General features: G+C 38.2%; 17 protein-coding genes. 9 read left to right on the top strand and 8 right to left on the bottom strand.

Features of this window, described 5'->3' with window-relative positions:
• Positions 1-8 precede the first annotated feature (8 nt).
• Positions 9-323, bottom strand: coding sequence for a DUF721 domain-containing protein (locus tag AAX15_RS01025; RefSeq protein ID WP_046938697.1), 315 nt, complete (start codon positions 321-323; stop codon positions 9-11).
• Positions 324-401: 78 nt separating this feature from the next.
• Here AAX15_RS01025 and secM point away from each other — a divergent pair, with 78 nt between their 5' ends.
• The 3 genes from secM to mutT all read left to right on the top strand — a co-directional run bounded on the left by secM (position 402) and on the right by mutT (position 4012).
• Positions 402-704 carry a secA translation cis-regulator SecM gene (gene secM / locus AAX15_RS01020; RefSeq protein WP_046938696.1) on the top strand — a complete coding sequence of 101 codons (303 nt, stop codon included), beginning with the start codon at positions 402-404 and terminating at the stop codon, positions 702-704.
• A 124-nt stretch (positions 705-828) separates the two neighbouring features.
• A complete protein-coding gene (gene secA, locus AAX15_RS01015) occupies positions 829-3534 on the top strand; it encodes a preprotein translocase subunit SecA (protein ID WP_046938695.1) in 2706 nt (901 codons plus the stop codon).
• Between the two features lie 64 nt (positions 3535-3598).
• Complete coding sequence (gene mutT, locus AAX15_RS01010) at positions 3599-4012, top strand: 8-oxo-dGTP diphosphatase MutT (protein WP_005627484.1); 414 nt, start codon at positions 3599-3601, stop codon at positions 4010-4012.
• A 48-nt stretch (positions 4013-4060) separates the two neighbouring features.
• Here the strand turns inward: mutT and AAX15_RS01005 are convergent, their stop codons facing one another.
• From AAX15_RS01005 to yggU, 5 genes are all read right to left on the bottom strand, one after another.
• A complete protein-coding gene (locus AAX15_RS01005; RefSeq protein WP_046938694.1) occupies positions 4061-4324 on the bottom strand; it encodes a DUF5339 domain-containing protein in 264 nt (87 codons plus the stop codon).
• 89 nt (positions 4325-4413) lie between these two features.
• On the bottom strand, positions 4414-5448 hold the full coding sequence (gene holA, locus AAX15_RS01000) for a DNA polymerase III subunit delta (RefSeq protein WP_046938693.1): 1035 nt from the start codon (positions 5446-5448) through the stop codon (positions 4414-4416).
• Positions 5448-5951, bottom strand: a complete 504-nt coding sequence (locus AAX15_RS00995) for an LPS-assembly lipoprotein LptE (protein WP_046938692.1) — start codon at positions 5949-5951, stop codon at positions 5448-5450. Before AAX15_RS00995 ends, holA begins: the two co-directional genes overlap by 1 nt.
• 95 nt (positions 5952-6046) lie before the next feature.
• Positions 6047-8632 carry a leucine--tRNA ligase gene (gene leuS / locus AAX15_RS00990; protein WP_046938691.1) on the bottom strand — a complete coding sequence of 862 codons (2586 nt, stop codon included), beginning with the start codon at positions 8630-8632 and terminating at the stop codon, positions 6047-6049.
• Positions 8633-8760: 128 nt separating this feature from the next.
• Positions 8761-9048, bottom strand: coding sequence for a DUF167 family protein YggU (gene yggU, locus AAX15_RS00985; RefSeq protein WP_046938690.1), 288 nt, complete (start codon positions 9046-9048; stop codon positions 8761-8763).
• Between the two features lie 152 nt (positions 9049-9200).
• Between yggU and uppS the strand changes: the two genes are divergently transcribed.
• The 6 genes from uppS to lpxD all read left to right on the top strand — a co-directional run bounded on the left by uppS (position 9201) and on the right by lpxD (position 16294).
• Positions 9201-9920, top strand: a complete 720-nt coding sequence (uppS, locus tag AAX15_RS00980; RefSeq protein WP_046938689.1) for a polyprenyl diphosphate synthase — start codon at positions 9201-9203, stop codon at positions 9918-9920.
• 21 nt (positions 9921-9941) lie between these two features.
• The gene (locus AAX15_RS00975; protein WP_005634242.1) at positions 9942-10808 is read left to right on the top strand and encodes a phosphatidate cytidylyltransferase; all 867 of its coding nucleotides are present in this window, start codon (positions 9942-9944) and stop codon (positions 10806-10808) included.
• 9 nt (positions 10809-10817) lie between these two features.
• Complete coding sequence (rseP, locus tag AAX15_RS00970) at positions 10818-12149, top strand: sigma E protease regulator RseP (RefSeq protein WP_046938688.1); 1332 nt, start codon at positions 10818-10820, stop codon at positions 12147-12149.
• A 19-nt stretch (positions 12150-12168) separates the two neighbouring features.
• The gene (gene bamA / locus AAX15_RS00965) at positions 12169-14535 is read left to right on the top strand and encodes an outer membrane protein assembly factor BamA (protein ID WP_046938687.1); all 2367 of its coding nucleotides are present in this window, start codon (positions 12169-12171) and stop codon (positions 14533-14535) included.
• Positions 14536-14647: 112 nt separating this feature from the next.
• Positions 14648-15256: an OmpH/Skp family outer membrane protein gene (locus tag AAX15_RS00960; RefSeq protein WP_046938686.1), complete on the top strand. Its 609-nt coding sequence runs from the start codon at positions 14648-14650 to the stop codon at positions 15254-15256.
• Between the two features lie 12 nt (positions 15257-15268).
• Positions 15269-16294, top strand: a complete 1026-nt coding sequence (gene lpxD, locus AAX15_RS00955; RefSeq protein ID WP_046938685.1) for a UDP-3-O-(3-hydroxymyristoyl)glucosamine N-acyltransferase — start codon at positions 15269-15271, stop codon at positions 16292-16294.
• Positions 16295-16469: 175 nt separating this feature from the next.
• Here lpxD and tsf read toward each other — a convergent pair whose 3' ends face one another.
• Positions 16470-17321: a translation elongation factor Ts gene (tsf, locus tag AAX15_RS00950; RefSeq protein ID WP_046938684.1), complete on the bottom strand. Its 852-nt coding sequence runs from the start codon at positions 17319-17321 to the stop codon at positions 16470-16472.
• A gap of 134 nt (positions 17322-17455) precedes the next feature.
• The coding region (locus AAX15_RS00945; RefSeq protein ID WP_046938683.1) for a 30S ribosomal protein S2 at positions 17456-17626 on the bottom strand (171 nt) is incomplete at its 5' end.

The following is a 17626-nucleotide window of genomic DNA, read 5'->3' as shown; positions in this document are numbered from 1 at the left end:
CTTAACTTTTAAAAACCAGGGTTTATTGTTATCTCAAGTCGTTTTACATGCGGAAATTCTTCTTGAATAAGTTTCAATAATTCTGTCTGTCTGAATAAAATACCTTGGCGAACGATCGCATTTGCTGTCTCAATAAAAATTGAATTATCTATCATATGACCAATACGAAATTTGCCGTGAAATTCCTGTGGAAAAATGCGGTTAAATTTTTGATTAAGGTCATTGATGGCAAGGCCTTTTTTCATTATTTTGGCAAAGGGCGATTGCTCAAGTACGTCCATAATATTGACTGCTTTTTGATAACGCTCAGCCTTGTTTTCCATAAAGTCTGCCCCCAGTAAATGACATTAGTTTAGATTTCCGTTACAATACATGTAATTTCCATAATAAACAACGAGATGATGATTTCAGGCACTGTCAAACCGAATTTTTGGTCGCGATTACTTTTAAGTATCATCGCGATTTTTGCTTTGCCTAACGCACAAAGTTTTGAAAATCAAAATAATGCGGAAAATTATCCCTCGAGTGTTTCCATTCAACAAGCGTTGGAAACGGTAAAAGTTTCACGTGAAGTGCAACGACAAGCCATTCCCCAACCTTCAATTTCCCGTCAAACTGAAAAACAATTTAAAATTCAACCGCACTTTTCAGATGATGCGTTGAATCTTAGTGCGCCAATTCGAGCTGGCCCCTTGCTTATTTAATTTTCTGTTTTCTGTAAAGAATATTGCTATTGAAATAGCGATATTTTTAAAAAATTATTGTACATGAAATAAAGTATTTCATACGCATTTAACTATTTAACTTATATATTTAAAAAGAGAAATTATGAGCATTTTAACGAAAATTTTTGGCAGCCGTAACGACCGTATTTTACGTAAATTAAGAAAACAAGTTGCAAAAATCAATAAATTAGAACCTGAGTTTGAAGCTCTCACAGATGAACAACTTCGTGCAAAAACAGATGAATTCCGTCAACGTTTAAGTGCGGGCGAAACTTTGCAACAAATTTTACCAGAAGCATTCGCAACGGTACGTGAAGCAAGTAAGCGCGTGCTTGGTATGAGACATTTTGATGTTCAGCTTATCGGTGGGATGGTATTGACTAACCGCTGTATCGCAGAAATGCGTACCGGTGAAGGTAAAACATTAACTGCGACTTTGCCTTGTTATTTAATCGCACTTGAAGGTAAAGGCGTTCATGTTGTCACGGTGAATGATTATCTTGCTCGCCGAGATGCAGAAACAAACCGTCCGTTATTTGAATTTTTAGGCATGAGTGTAGGCGTGAATATTCCTGGTTTACCACCTGAAGAAAAACGTGCAGCTTATGCAGCAGATATTACTTATGCAACCAATAGTGAACTTGGTTTTGATTACTTACGTGATAACTTGGCTCACTCAAAAGAAGAGCGTTTCCAACGAACTTTAGGCTATGCGCTGGTGGATGAAGTGGACTCCATCTTAATCGATGAAGCTCGTACACCATTGATTATTTCTGGTCAAGCGGAAGACAGTTCTGCGCTTTATATTGCGGTTAATAAACTGATTCCAAACTTAATTAAACAGGAAAAAGAAGATACAGAAGAATACCAAGGTGAAGGGGACTTTACTTTAGATCTTAAATCTAAACAGGCACATTTAACGGAACGTGGCCAAGAAAAAGTGGAAGATTGGTTGATTGCGCAAGGTTTAATGCCAGAAGGCGACTCTTTGTATTCTCCTGGCCGAATTGTATTACTTCACCATGTTATGGCTGCCTTGCGTGCGCACACATTATTTGAAAAAGATGTCGATTACATTGTGAAAGATGGTGAAATCGTGATTGTTGATGAACACACTGGTCGTACGATGGCAGGGCGTCGTTGGTCAGATGGCTTACATCAAGCCATTGAAGCAAAAGAAGGGGTTGAAATTAAGAGTGAAAACCAAACTGTTGCGTCAATCTCTTACCAAAACTACTTCCGTTTATATGAGCGTCTTGCGGGTATGACGGGGACTGCGGATACCGAAGCGTTTGAGTTCCAACAAATTTATGGCTTGGAAACTGTTGTGATTCCAACAAATCGTCCAATGATTCGTGATGATCGTACCGATGTGATGTTTGAAAATGAACAATATAAATTTAATGCGATTATTGAAGACATCAAAGATTGTGTAGAACGCCAACAACCAGTATTAGTGGGAACGATTTCAGTAGAAAAATCGGAAGAGTTATCTAAGGCTTTAGATAAAGCGGGCATCAAACACAATGTGTTGAATGCGAAATTCCACCAACAAGAAGCGGAAATCGTGGCAGAAGCTGGTTATCCTGGTGCGGTGACTATCGCAACGAATATGGCGGGTCGCGGTACGGATATTATTCTTGGTGGTAACTGGAAAGCGCAGGCTGCCAAATTAGAAAATCCAACTCAAGAACAAATTGAAGCGCTTAAAGCTGAGTGGGAAAAGAATCATGAGATTGTAATGAAGGCGGGTGGTTTGCATATTATTGGTACAGAGCGTCATGAATCTCGCCGTATCGATAACCAGTTGCGTGGTCGTTCTGGTCGTCAAGGTGACCCTGGATCTTCTCGTTTCTATCTTTCTTTGGAAGATGGCTTAATGCGCATTTATTTAAATGAAGGTAAACTTAATTTAATGCGTAAAGCGTTCACCGTGCCTGGTGAGGCTATGGAATCGAAAATGTTGGCGAAAGTGATTGCATCTGCTCAAGCAAAAGTTGAGGCTTTCCATTTCGATGGTCGTAAAAACCTACTTGAATATGATGATGTGGCAAATGACCAACGTCATGCCATTTATGAGCAACGTAATTATTTGCTTGATAATGATGATATTTCTGAAACTATCAACGCTATTCGCCACGATGTATTTAATAGCGTGATTGATCAATATATTCCACCGCAATCTTTGGAAGAACAATGGGATATTAAAGGGCTTGAAGAGCGTTTAGCTCAAGAGTTTGGTATGGAATTACCAATTTCTCATTGGCTGGAAGAAGACAATAATCTTCACGAAGAAAACTTGCGTGAACGCATCGTAGAAGTTGCCGAAAAAGAATATAAAGAAAAAGAAGCGCTAGCTGGTGAAGAAACCATGCGCAACTTTGAAAAAGGTGTCATGTTACAAACCTTAGATGAGCTTTGGAAAGAACACTTAGCTGCGATGGATTATTTACGCCAAGGTATTCATTTACGCGGCTATGCGCAAAAAGATCCAAAACAAGAGTATAAAAAAGAATCTTTCCGTATGTTTACGGAAATGTTGGATTCTTTAAAACACCATGTTATTACGACTTTAACGCGTGTACGCGTGCGTACTCAAGAAGAAATGGAAGAAGCTGAACGTGCTCGTCAGGAGATGGCTGCTCGTATTAATCAAAATAATTTACCTGTGGATGAAAATGGTCAGGCAATCCAAAATTCAGATTCTGAAGATTATTCAGATCGTCGTATTGGACGCAATGAGCCTTGTCCTTGTGGTTCGGGTAAAAAATACAAGCATTGTCATGGCAGTCGTGCTGCTCGCCATTAATGATTAGCCAAAGTGCGGTGATTTTTTACCGCACTTTTTTCATGGCTGCTATTGGATAGAAGAAATGGATAAAAAAATTATACAAGTTGCTGCGGGTATTATTCGTAATGAGTTTGGTCAGATCTATTTAACGCAGCGTTTAGAAGGACAGGATTTTGCGCAATCGTTGGAATTTCCCGGTGGAAAAGTGGATGCGGGAGAAACTCCAGAACAGGCTTTAAAACGTGAACTGGAAGAGGAAATTGGCATTGTTGTATTAAACGCTGAACTTTACGAACGCTTCCAATTTGAATATCCAACAAAGATTATTTCTTTTTTCTTTTATGTCGTAGATGAATGGATTGGTGAGCCTTTTGGGCGAGAAGGGCAAGAAGGTTTTTGGGTTGAGCAACGCGCATTAGATGCAGGACAGTTCCCGCCAGCTAATGCTAAATTAATTCATCGCTTATTGAATGAAGCTCTCCATCCCATAAAATAAAACCCTAGTCAGACTAGGGTTTATATAACATCTATTGATTTTTTCAAATTATTTTGGCATTGCGGCTTTCATTTGTTTAAGTTGCTCTGCCGCTTGATTACAAGCCTGATCCTGTGCCGCTACGGGCATTGATGCAAATTGTTGTTTGCTTGATTCATATTGCGCTTTCATTGTATTTGCTTGCGCAGCTGGCATTGATGCTAAGAAAGAATCAATTTCAGCGAAATAAGTTTTACAACTTGCAGACAAATCAGCTGCAGAAGCTGAAAAACCAAATCCCATTAAAATAAGTGTAGCTAGTGTTTTTTTCATCATGATATCCTCACGAAAGTTAATTAATAAGTCATTGCCGATGTGGCGTTTTATTATACCGCTTTAGTGTAAAAAAAAAACAATAGCAATTACAAACAAATTTTTACAGATAAATCAGCGAGTTTAATCCAAACTTCATCACTAAATTCTTGTTTAGCAAGACGTTCAATATTGGCAAACTCTTGGATAATTTCGTAGAGTTTTTGGTAGGTTAAACGTTGAATCGCACTTAAAAAGAGCGGTCGGCGATTTTGCCAGATTTTTAGATGGTCAAATTCAGTCTTAATTTGTTGAGTTGGAAGTTTTTCCGTTATCATAATTCGTTGCTGTGGTTTTGTGAGATCAAGCAACGTAAATAATTCTCGCTGTAGTGTGCGTAATAAAATAACAGGTTGCACATCTTCAGCTTGTAACCCTTTTAAAATACGTTTAGCGCGATTTGCTTTTCCCATTAGCAAAGCATCAATCCATTGAAATGGTGTAAAAATTGAGGATTGTTCGACGACGCTAATGACACGATTATAGTTAAGTTTATGGTCAGGATAGAGCAAATCTAAAAGCTGCAGAGATTGTTTGAGCGCAAGCAGGTTATTCTCATAACTGTAACAAAGTTGTTGAATTGCTTCATCATCAGCGTCTAATCCCATCGCTTTGGTACGATTTTTTACCCAACGAGGGAGATTTTCAGCCGTAGGTGTTTGGCAATTTACAAGAATCGCACTGGTTTCATATTGGTTTAGTTCAACAAACCATGCTTGGTTTTCATTTGCTTTTGTTAGTTTTGCAATTTGTAAAATTAGCAAGATATCTTCATGTAGAACCGAAATAAATTCTTGCAGATTTTTTTGTAAAAGTGCGGTGAAATTTTCAGGTAAATTTAATACCATGACTTGTTTATTAAAAAACAATCCCATGTCCTGACAGGATTCTATGAGTTGTGCCCAATCAGTTTGGCTATCAATCTGGATGTTATTTTTCTCATCGAATCCTTGTTGGCTGGCTGTTTTATAAATGGCATCTTCACTTTCACTCAGTAACAAGGGATCTTGTCCTACCAAAAAGTAAAGTTTGGCTAAACGTTGGGAAAGATGTTGATTAAGTTGCTCAGGGAAGATGCGATTCATTATTTGTTTTTCACTTGTTTTTCTAATGCAAGCATTTTAGTAATGAGCTGACGGGCAGCTTGTTCCCGCATATCATTCCAAATTACTTCTCGTTCGGCGGATTTAGCTAATGCTGCGCGAGAGTTATCAAAGAAAGTGCGGTTGACTTTTGCCGTGATTGGATGGCTTTCACCATTTACTAAACGAATGCTTGCTTCCACTTCTAACATCAATACTTTTTCAGCTTCACGTCCGCGTTTAAAGACAGAGGCGACTTCATCATTTGTGCGGAATTTATTGATGCGTAAAACAGGAATGCCTTGAGTCGAATTGACGAGTTGAACATTGTTCGCTTGTAACTGATTACGCATCGCTACAGACATTTCGCTGTATGGATCGGTGGTTTCAAATGTAAGAGTACGTAATTCTTGTGGAATTAATGTACCGTTTTGAAAATGCCAGCCGCAAGCAGAAAGCGCGGTAATGCTTGCTACAATAAAGAACGCTTTGATTGATTTAATCATAAAAATTACCTTTATTGTGGAGTGTATGAATTTAAAATCCATACACGAATAAAGATAGAATCTGTGAAATATCAATATTCCACAGATTCTACGGATTATGGTTTAACCACAAAATTCAACATTTTTAATGGAATATAGATTTCTTTAAGAATTTCGTTTCCATCAAGGAATTTTGCAACATTAGGATCTGCTTTGGCTGCCGTTTTAATTTCTTCTTCTGAAGATGTTGCAGGAACAGTTACTTTTCCACGAACTTTGCCATTTACTTGCACAACAATGAGTTTTTCATCTTCTACCATTGCGGCTTCATCAGCTTTCACCCATTCAGCGGTATCGATGTTGCTTTCATTTCCTAGCGCTTGCCATAATTCAAAGCAGATATGTGGCGTAATTGGATAAAGCATACGAACAACTGCACTTAATGCTTCCGCCATGACAGCACGATCTTGATCGCTTTCTAAGGAAGCCTTAGTCAGTTTATTCATTAACTCCATTACTGCTGCAATTGCAGTATTAAATGTTTGACGGCGACCAATATCATCGCTCACTTTCGCAATCGTTTTATGTACTTCACGACGAAGTGTTTTTTGCGCTGCTGAAAGAGCGGTGAGATCTAGGCTAGTTTTTGCTGGATTTTGTTGATATTGATATACCAAATTCCAAACACGTCCTAAGAAACGTTTCGCACCTTCTACGCCAGATTCTTGCCATTCCAAGGTCATTTCTGCTGGAGAGGCAAACATCATAAATAGACGAACAGTATCGGCACCATATTTTTCTACCATTTCTTGTGGGTCAATACCGTTATTTTTGGATTTCGACATTTTGGTCATGCCACTGTGGACTAGTTCACGCCCTTCAGGATCGGTGGCTTTAATAATTCTGCCTTTTTCATCACGTTCAAGAGTCACCTGAGTTGGACTCACCCAAATACGCTCATTGGTTGGACTGGTGTAGTAGAAGGCATCTGCAAGCACCATACCTTGACACAATAATTTATCGGCTGGTTCGTCACTAGTTACAAATCCTGCATCGCGCAATAATTTGTGGAAGAAACGGAAGTAGAGTAAATGCATCGTAGCATGTTCAATACCACCGATATATTGATCCACAGGTAACCAATAGTTTGCTTCTTCCGTATCAAGCATGCCATTTTGATATTGTGGACAAGTGTAGCGCGCGTAATACCAAGAGGATTCCATAAAGGTATCAAAGGTATCCGTTTCTTTTAACGCTGGTGCGCCATTAAAGGTTGTTTTTGCCCAGTTAGGATCTGCTTTAATTGGACTTTTTACGCCATCCATTACCACATCTTCAGGAAGAATAATTGGTAAATCTTCCATTGGTACAGGTACTACATCGCCATTTTCAAGGGTTAGCATCGGAATTGGCGCTCCCCAATAACGTTGGCGAGAAACGCCCCAGTCACGTAAACGATAGTTAACTTGGCGTTTGCCTACACCTAATTTTTCTAATTTATCTGCAATGCCATTGAAAGCGCCATCAAAATCTAAACCATCAAACTCAGCAGAGTTCACTAATTTACCGTGCTCAACGAAAGCTTGTTTGGTTAAATCAATTTCTTCATCTGCAAGCGGTGCGATCACTTGTTTAATTGGCAAACTGTATTTTTGAGCAAATTCAAAGTCACGTTGGTCGTGAGCTGGAACAGCCATTACCGCGCCAGTACCGTAGTGTATTAACACGAAATTAGCGACCCAAATTGGTAATTTTTCACCCGTCAATGGATGAATGGCAAATAAGCCCGTTGCCATTCCTTTTTTCTCCATTGTCGCTAAATCAGCCTCTGCTACTTTGGCATTTTTTGCTTCTTGGATAAAGGCTGCTAATTCAGGATTATTTTGAGCCGCTAAACTTGCTAATGGATGTGCTGCCGCAATGCCTAAATAACTTACGCCATAAAAGGTATCTGGACGCGTGGTGTAAACTGCTACTTTTTCGTTGGTATTTGCAACATCAAAGGTAATTTCTACCCCTTCAGAACGGCCAATCCAGTTACGCTGCATGGTTTTTACCATGTCAGGCCATTGTGGAAGGGTATCTAAACCACCTAATAATTGCTCTGCATAATCAGTAATTTTGATAAACCATTGTGGGATTTCTTTTTGTTCCACAGGTGTATCACAACGCCAGCAACAACCTTCGTGTACTTGCTCGTTTGCGAGTACGGTTTCATCATTTGGGCACCAGTTTACTGTTGAGGTTTTTTTGTACACCAAGCCTTTTTTGTAAAGCTCTGTGAAGAACCATTGTTCCCATTTGTAGTATTCTGGTTTACAGGTTGCGATTTCACGATCCCAGTCGAAACTAAAGCCTAAAAGTTGAAGTTGTTTTTTCATGTAGGCAATGTTTTCGTACGTCCATTTAGCAGGCGCAGTTTTATTTTTGATCGCCGCACCTTCTGCCGGTAAGCCGAAAGCATCCCAACCAAATGGTTGCAATACGTTTTTACCTAGCATACGTTGATAACGAGAAATTACATCACCAATAGTGTAGTTACGCACATGCCCCATATGCAGGCGACCCGATGGATATGGGAACATAGAAAGACAGTAATATTTTTCTTTAGATTCGTCTTTGATTGCTTTGAAAACTTTATTTTCTGCCCAATATTGTTGAACCTTTGGTTCGATCATATCGGGGCGATATTGTTCTTGCATAAAATCACCTTAAATTTTAACCGCACTTTTGCAGCATTTTGACAATAGAAAATGTGGCATAGAATACCGTAAAACGGCATAAATTAATAGGGTAGGAGGCTAAAGTGCGGTGATTTTTTTCTTTGTTTTTACAATAGATTTTGAATTTCTTTTGGAATTAATTTGGGGTAAGGAATCCAAACTTGTTTGTGTCGGCTCAATTCTCCTTTTTCTAAAATAATACTGCTTTTGGGCACTTTGAAGGATTTACTTAAAAATTTCAATAAATGCGCATTTGCTTGACCATCAACAGGTGGCGCAGTAATGGTAATTTTTAATTCATCATCGTGAATACCCGCAATATGATCTTTACTGGCTTTTGGCTGTAAGAATATTTTTAATCTAATGCCGTCTTTATTTTGTTCAATCGCAGACATAAATTCTTCGTTTTGTTTATTTTTCTTTATTATAAAAATGAATTATGTAAAAAATAAAGTGTGGATTAGGGAGCGCTAATCCATAGCAAGCAAATACAACTTATGATATAGTTCACAGCCGAATTTATAGGGATCTTTTTATAATAAAAATAATGATAGAACTCGATCAAAACAATATTCCAAAACACGTTGCCATTATTATGGATGGTAACGGGCGGTGGGCAAAACAGAAAAATAAAATGCGTATTTTTGGCCATACTAATGGCGTATCTGCCGTTCGCCGTGCAGTAAGTTATGCCCACCAAACTGGGGTAAATTTTCTTACACTTTATGCCTTTAGTAGCGAAAACTGGAATCGACCAGAGCAAGAAGTCAGCGCGTTAATGACGCTTTTTATGCAAGCTTTAGATCGTGAAGTGAAAAAATTACATAAAAATAATATTCGCTTGAAAATTATTGGCGATGTATCTCGTTTTAGTGAATCTTTGCAAGAAAAAATTGCAAAAGCGGAAAATTTAACAGAAAAAAATACCGCACTTACCCTTAATATTGCTGCAAATTACGGCGGTTGTTGGGATATTGTCCAAGCAGCAAAACAACTTGCAGAAAAAGTAAAAAATAATGAAATGAGCGTTGAAGAGATTGATGAAATTGCTTTTCAGCGTCATTTGGTGACACAAGATGAACCACCAGTAGATCTATTGATTCGTACCAGTGGTGAACAACGAATTAGTAATTTTTTATTATGGCAAATTGCATATGCGGAACTTTATTTTTCTGATGTGCTGTGGCCAGATTTTGATGAGGCGGAATTTAACCGCGCCATCGTCTGTTATCAACAACGTCATCGCCGTTTTGGTGGGACAGAATAATTCAACAAATGGATTAAAATTATGCTTAAACAACGAGTTTTATCTGCCATTGTGTTAATCGCAGCGGTGTTATGTGCGCTATTTTTATTCACGCCTTTTTATTTTGCCCTCGCTCTAGGGGCTGTGGCGACTTTAGGCGTTTGGGAATGGACCCAGTTTGCTCGCCTTAAACAGCCTTTAGCGCGTTTTTGTGTTGCCGCTTTTTTAGGCGCATTTATCTTTTTATGGCTCTATACTGAGGGAAACTATTTAGATGCCGGTCGTGTGTTTGAACAGCACCTTCAGCTCTTATTGATGAACGCTGTTGGTTGGTGGATTTTAGCTTTATTACTTGTGGTGAGTTATCCTAAATCAGCTAAATTTTGGTCTAAAAATCCTCTTTTACAGCTTTTATTTGCCTTTTCTACTTTAATCCCATTTATCGCGGGGGTATTACGTTTACGTTTAGAACACTATACCCATGATCCTTATCACGGCTTATTTTTATTACTTTATGTATTTGTGCTTGTTTGGGCGGCTGATTCTGGTGCTTATTTTAGCGGACGCGCATTTGGTAAACGTAAACTTGCGCCAAAAGTTTCACCTGGTAAAAGCTGGGAAGGCGTTGTTGGTGGCTTAATTACTGCGTTAGTGCTTGCTTTTGTGTTTATTCATTTCTCTGGAGATGCTTTAGTTGGTGAGCGAAATATCACTGGATTCGTTATTCTTTCCGTTGCAACAGTTGCAATTTCGGTATTGGGTGATTTAACTGAAAGTATGTTTAAACGTGAGTCTGGTGTGAAAGACAGTAGCCAATTAATTCCGGGGCATGGTGGTGTATTAGATCGCATTGATAGCTTGACTGCCGCGGTACCTTTTTTCAGCTACTTCTATTTCTTTGTGTTATAAGGATTTTGAATGTCATTTTTGTGGTCGCTAGGTTCTTTTATCATTGCTATTGCAGTATTAGTATCCGTTCACGAATATGGTCACTTTTGGGCTGCTAGAAAGTGCGGTATAAAAGTCCATCGTTTTTCAATTGGCTTTGGTAAGGTAATTTGGAAATGTGTCGATAAGCATGGTACAGAATTTGCGGTTTCAATGATTCCTTTAGGTGGCTATGTAAAAATGCTTGATGGACGTAATGAAGCGGTTCCAGTTGAACAAAAGTCACAAGCATTTGACAGTAAAAGCGTATTACAACGCGCATTTGTGATTATCGCCGGTCCTTTGGCAAATTTTATTTTTGCGATTTTTGCCTATTGGGTCATCTACCTTTATGGAATGCCAAGTGTTAAACCTGTGATTGAATCGATAACGCCAAGTTCAATCGCGGCACAAGCGCACATTGAACCCAATACACAAATTCTAGCGGTTGATGGCGAAGAAACTCAAGATTGGGAAACCATCAATATGCTACTTGCCACAAAAATGGGAGAGCCTAATGTTGAGATTACCCTTTCTTCTTTTGGTTCCAATATTGAACAACAACGGACTTTAAATCTTGCAAATTGGACTTTTGATCCTGAAAAAGAAAGTGCGTTTGAGGCATTAGGGATTATGCCTATGCGTCCTAAAGTTGAAATGGTGCTTTCTAAAGTTGTTCAAGGTTCTCCGGCTGAGAAAGCAGGTTTACAAATCGGTGATAAAATTTTAAAAGAAAATTTAACCGCACTTCCTTGGCAAGATTTTATAAAACAGGTCGAACAAGGCGAATCTTTTTCTATTAAAGTTGAACGTAATGGGGAAACGCTTGACAAAATTATCACTCCAGTGCGTAATCAGAGTGGAAAATGGTTTGTGGGTTTAAGCCCAACTTTCGTAAAATTATCTGATGAATATCGTACAGAATTAAAATATGATATTCTTGACGCTTTGCAAAAAGGCATTGAAAAAACTGGCCAACTTTCTGTGTTAACCTTGAAAGTGTTAGGAAAATTAATCACGGGTGATTTGTCATTAAACAATTTAAGTGGCCCGATTTCTATTGCTAAAGGTGCTGGTGCATCTGCTAATATTGGATTGGTGTATTTTTTAAGTTTTATGGCATTGATTAGTGTGAATTTAGGCATTATGAATTTATTCCCATTGCCTGTATTAGATGGCGGCCATTTAGTTTTTTTAGCCATGGAAGCTATTAAAGGAAAACCTATTTCTGAGCGGGTGCAAAGCATCTGTTATCGAATTGGCGCAGCACTGTTATTAAGTTTAACGGTGTTTGCATTATTTAATGATTTTTTACGTCTATAATTTATATAGGATACAATCGATGAAAAAACTTCTAATCGCAAGTTTATTATTCGGTACGACAACGACTGCGTTTGCCGCACCTTTTGTGGCAAAAGATATTCGTGTGGATGGTGTTCAAGGTGACTTAGAACAACAAATCCGAGCAAGTCTACCTGTTCGTGCTGGTCAGCGTGTGACTGACAATGATGTGGCGAATATTGTTCGCTCTTTATTCGTAAGTGGTCGATTCGATGATGTGAATGCACATCAAGAAGGCGATGTACTTGTTGTTAGCGTTGTGGCTAAATCGATCATTTCAGATGTTAAAATTAAAGGTAACTCTGTTATTCCAACTGAAGCACTTAAACAAAACTTAGATGCTAACGGTTTTAAAGTTGGTGATGTTTTAATTCGAGAAAAATTAAATGAATTTGCAAAAAGTGTAAAAGAGCACTATGCAAGTGTAGGTCGCTATAACGCAACAGTTGAACCGATTGTAAATACGTTACCAAATAATCGTGCTGAAATTTTAATTCAGATCAATGAAGATGATACTGCAAAATTAGCATCATTAACTTTCAATGGTAATGAATCTATTAGTAGTAGTACGTTGCAAGAGCAAATGGAATTACAACCTGATTCTTGGTGGAAATTATGGGGTAATAAATTTGAAGGCGCTCAGTTCGAGAAAGATTTACAGTCAATTCGTGATTATTATTTAAATAATGGTTATGCCAAAGCACAAATCACTAAAACTGATGTTCAGTTAAATGATGAGAAAACGAAAGTAAATGTAACTATTGATGTGAATGAAGGTTTACAGTATGACCTTCGAAGTGCTCGTATTGTTGGTAATGTGGGTGGTATGGCTTCTGAACTTGAACCGTTGCTTTCTTCATTACATTTAAATGACACTTTCCGTCGCAGTGACATTGCCGATGTTGAAAATGCGATTAAAGCAAAATTAGGTGAACGTGGTTACGGTAGTGCAACGGTGAATTCTGTACCTGATTTTGATGATGCGAATAAAACTTTAGCAATTACTTTTGTTGTTGATGCTGGTCGACGTTTAACTGTTCGTCAACTACGCTTTGAAGGAAATACTGTTTCAGCAGATAGTACTTTACGTCAAGAAATGCGTCAACAAGAAGGGGCGTGGTATAACTCGCAATTAGTTGAGTTAGGTAAAATCCGTTTAGATCGTACAGGATTCTTCGAAACCGTAGAAAACCGAATTGATCCTGTAAAAGGTACGGATGACGAAGTAGATGTCGTGTATAAAGTTAAAGAGCGTAATACAGGTAGTATCAACTTTGGTATTGGTTACGGTACAGAGAGCGGTATTAGTTATCAAGCTAGTGTTAAACAAGATAATTTCTTGGGAACTGGTGCTTCAGTTAGCCTTGGTGGAACACGTAATGACTACGGTACTAGCGTAAATTTAGGTTATGTTGAGCCGTATTTTACGAAAGATGGAGTCAGCTTAGGTGGTAATGTTTTCTTTGAAAACTATGACAACTCTAGAAATGATACCTCTTCTAATTATAAACGTACGACTTATGGTGGTAACGTTACTTTAGGTTTCCCTGTAAATGAAAATAACTCCTACTATGTAGGATTAGGTTACACCTATAATAAAATTAGTAACTTTGCGAGAGAATATAGTCGTGATTTATATATGCAATCGATGAATTTTAATGGAAATGCCATTAAAACAAATGACTTTGATTTCTCATTCGGTTGGAACTATAACAGTCTCAATAGAGGATATTTCCCAACTAAAGGGGTCAAAGCAAGTCTTGGTGGACGAGTTACTATTCCTGGCTCAGACAATAAATATTATAAATTAAGTGCAGATGTTCAAGGATTCTATCCATTAGATCGAGATCATCGCTGGGTAATGTCGGCAAAAGCATCTGTTGGCTATGCAAATGGATTTGGTAACAAACGCTTGCCATTCTATCAGTATTATACTGCGGGCGGTATTGGCTCTTTACGTGGTTTTGCGTATGGTGCTGTTGGACCTAATGCTATTTATTTAAATCCAACCCAAAATAAATGGGTACCAAGCACAGATGTTGTTGGTGGTAATGCTATAGCAACAGCTAGTGCAGAGTTAATTGTGCCAACTCCATTTGTCGGGGATAAAGGCCAAAACTCTGTAAGAACATCATTATTTGTTGATGCCGCAAGTGTATGGAATACAAAATGGTCAGCAAAAGATAAGGCTATTTTTAATAAGTTACCTGATTATAGTTCACCAAGTCGTATCCGTGCATCTGCGGGGGTAGGTTTCCAATGGCAATCACCTATTGGACCATTGGTATTCTCTTATGCCAAACCGATTAAAAAATATGAAAATGATGATGTAGAACAATTCCAATTTAGTATCGGTGGTTCTTTCTAATTAGATTGAACTTTTTTCATCATTCGAATGTCAAAGATAACATTCTCTGCCTAATTTTGTTAGGCAGAGAAAATACTAAACTAACCACAATTTAATTAAGGATCTTTATCAAATGAAAAACATCGCAAAAGTAACCGCACTTGCTTTAGGTATCGCACTTGCTTCAGGCTATGCTGCAGCGGAAGAAAAAATTGCTTTCATTAATGCAGGTTATATTTTCCAAAATCACCCGGATCGCCAAGCGGTAGCGGATAAACTTGATGCTGAATTTAAACCTGTAGCTGAGAAATTAGCGGCAAGCAAAAAAGAAGTGGATGATAAAATTGCAGCTGCTCGTAAAAAAGTAGAAGCAAAAGTTACAGCTTTAGAAAAAGATGCACCTCGTTTACGTCAAGCAGATATTCAAAAGCGCCAAGAGGAAATTAATAAATTAGGCGCGGCTGAAGATGCTGAATTACAAAAATTGATGCAAGAACAAGATAAAAAAGTTCAAGAATTCCAAGCGCAAAATGAAAAACGTCAAGCAGAAGAGCGTGGTAAATTATTAGATAGCATTCAAACTGCTACAAATAATTTAGCAAAAGCGAAAGGTTATACCTATGTGCTTGATGCAAATTCAGTTGTATTTGCGGTAGAAGGTAAAGACATCACAGAAGAAGTATTAAAATCTATTCCTGCTAGTGAAAAAGCAGAACCTGCTAAAGCAGAAGAGAAAAAATAATAGGTTCTCATAATGCAAAAATCCTATTCTTTACAAGAATTGGCAACTCAAATCGGCGCTACCGTTCGCGGTAACGCCGATGTTGTTGTTGAGAATATTGCCCCACTCGATAAAGCCCAATCAAATCAACTTACTTTTATTTCTAACGCAAAATTTCGTGCATTATTGAAAGATTCTAAAGCAGGAATTTTAGTTGTTTCTGAAGAAGATGTCGAACACTGTTCTCCAGAAAGCAATTTGCTTATTGTTAAAGATCCTTATGTAGCTTACGCAATTTTGGCTCAATATATGGATAGCACACCAAAGGCTGCGCAAGGCATTGCAAAAAGTGCGGTAATTTTTGATGGCGCATTTTTAGGAAAGAATGTTTCAATTGGCGCTAATGCTGTTATTGAAGAAGGTGTTGTACTTGGTGATAACGTGATCATTGGTGCAAACTGCTTTGTTGGTAAAAATACCAAGATAGGTTCAGGCACTCAACTTTGGGCTAATGTAACTGTTTACCATAACGTTGAGATTGGCACTAATTGCTTAATTCAATCAGGAACAGTCATCGGTGGTGATGGTTTTGGTTACGCAAATGATCGTGGTCGTTGGGTTAAAATTCCACAAGTAGGCCAAGTAATAATTGGTAATAACGTTGAGATTGGTGCGAATACCTGTATCGATAGAGGCGCATTAGACGCAACAATTATTGAAGATAACGTGATTATCGATAACCTTTGTCAAATTGCACATAATGTTCATATCGGCACAGGTACAGCGGTTGCTGGTGGCGTTATCATGGCGGGTAGTTTGACTGTTGGACGTTATTGCTTAATTGGCGGTGCAAGTGTGATTAATGGCCATATGGAAATTTGTGATAAAGTTACGATTACTGGAATGGGAATGGTTATGCGCCCAATTACAGAGCCTGGTGTATATTCTTCAGGTATTCCATTGCAAACGAATAAAGAATGGCGTAAAACAGCAGCACTGACGTTAGGTATTGATGGAATAAATAAACGTTTAAAAGCGTTAGAAAAGAAAATTTCTTAATTTCTTCTGAAGTTTTATTACAAAATCCACACTTTAAAAGCTTACTATTAAAGTGTGGATTTTTTATTTTACTAAACGTAAATTAAAAAGATTAAGTCCATTAATTAAATTATCCTATAAAACAAATAAGCCCAACTTAAGTTGGGCTTATTGATATATAGTTATCTTTGAAGAATTATGCGTTACCGCCAGTGATTTTCGCTACTTCAGCAGCAAAATCTTCTTCTTTTTTCTCGATACCTTCACCAACTTCTAAACGAATGAAGTTAGAAACAGAAGTGTTTACTGATTTTAAGAAGTCGCCTACAGATACAGAAGGATCCATTACAAATGGTTGTCCTGTTAATGAAACTTCACCAGTGAATTTCTTCATACGACCTTCAACCATTTTCTCTGCAATTTCTTTTGGTTTGCCAGAGTTAACAGCGATGTCGATTTGGATTTGGCGTTCGTGTTCAACTACTTCTGCTGGTACATCTTCTGGATTTACGAATTCTGGTTTAGATGCAGCTACGTGCATTGCTACTTTTTTAAGTTCGTCAGCTGAACCTTGACCTGAAACTAATACACCGATTTTCGCGCCGTGTAAGTATTGAGCAATTACTTGACCATCTAAGTAAGCAACACGACGGATGTTCATGTTCTCACCGATTTTAGCTACTAATGCAGCACGTTTTTCTTCGAATTGTGCTTGTAATGCTTCGATAGTTGTACCTTTGTTTGCTGCTGCGAAATCAGCTACTTCGTTTGCTAAACCTAAGAAACCAGCATCTTTTGCTACAAAGTCAGTTTCACAGTTCATTTCAACTAATACACCGAAACCATTTTCTACACGAGCAAGGATAACACCTTCAGCTGCAACACGGCCTGCTTTTTTAGCTGCTTTAGCTTGACCAGATTTACGCATGTTGTCGATTGCTAACTCGATATCACCGTTTGCTTCAACTAATGCTTTTTTACATTCCATCATACCGGCACCGGTACGTTCACGAAGTTCTTTTACTAATGATGCTGTGATTTCAGCCATTTTTAAAATCCTCTGTCGAAAATGCGGTTTATCTTGACCGCACTTTTAAATAAAAATATAGGGGCTAAATTTTAGCCCCTATGCCAATTAATCGTTTGATTATTAAGGGCTTCGCCTTATTGCAATAACTTAAATTATTCTGCGTCAGCTGCTAATTCTTCAGCAACTTGAGCTTCGTTACTACGACCTTCTTTAACCGCTGCTGCAGCTGCAGAAACGTAAAGTTGGATAGCACGAGTCGCATCATCGTTACCTGGGATAACGAAATCTACGCCAGCTGGAGTTGAGTTAGTATCAACGATAGC

Origin of the sequence: Haemophilus haemolyticus (genome assembly GCF_001008275.1) — a bacterium.
GTDB classification, from domain to species: domain Bacteria; phylum Pseudomonadota; class Gammaproteobacteria; order Enterobacterales; family Pasteurellaceae; genus Haemophilus; species Haemophilus haemolyticus_P.
This window is presented reverse-complemented; position numbering and strand designations above follow the sequence as displayed.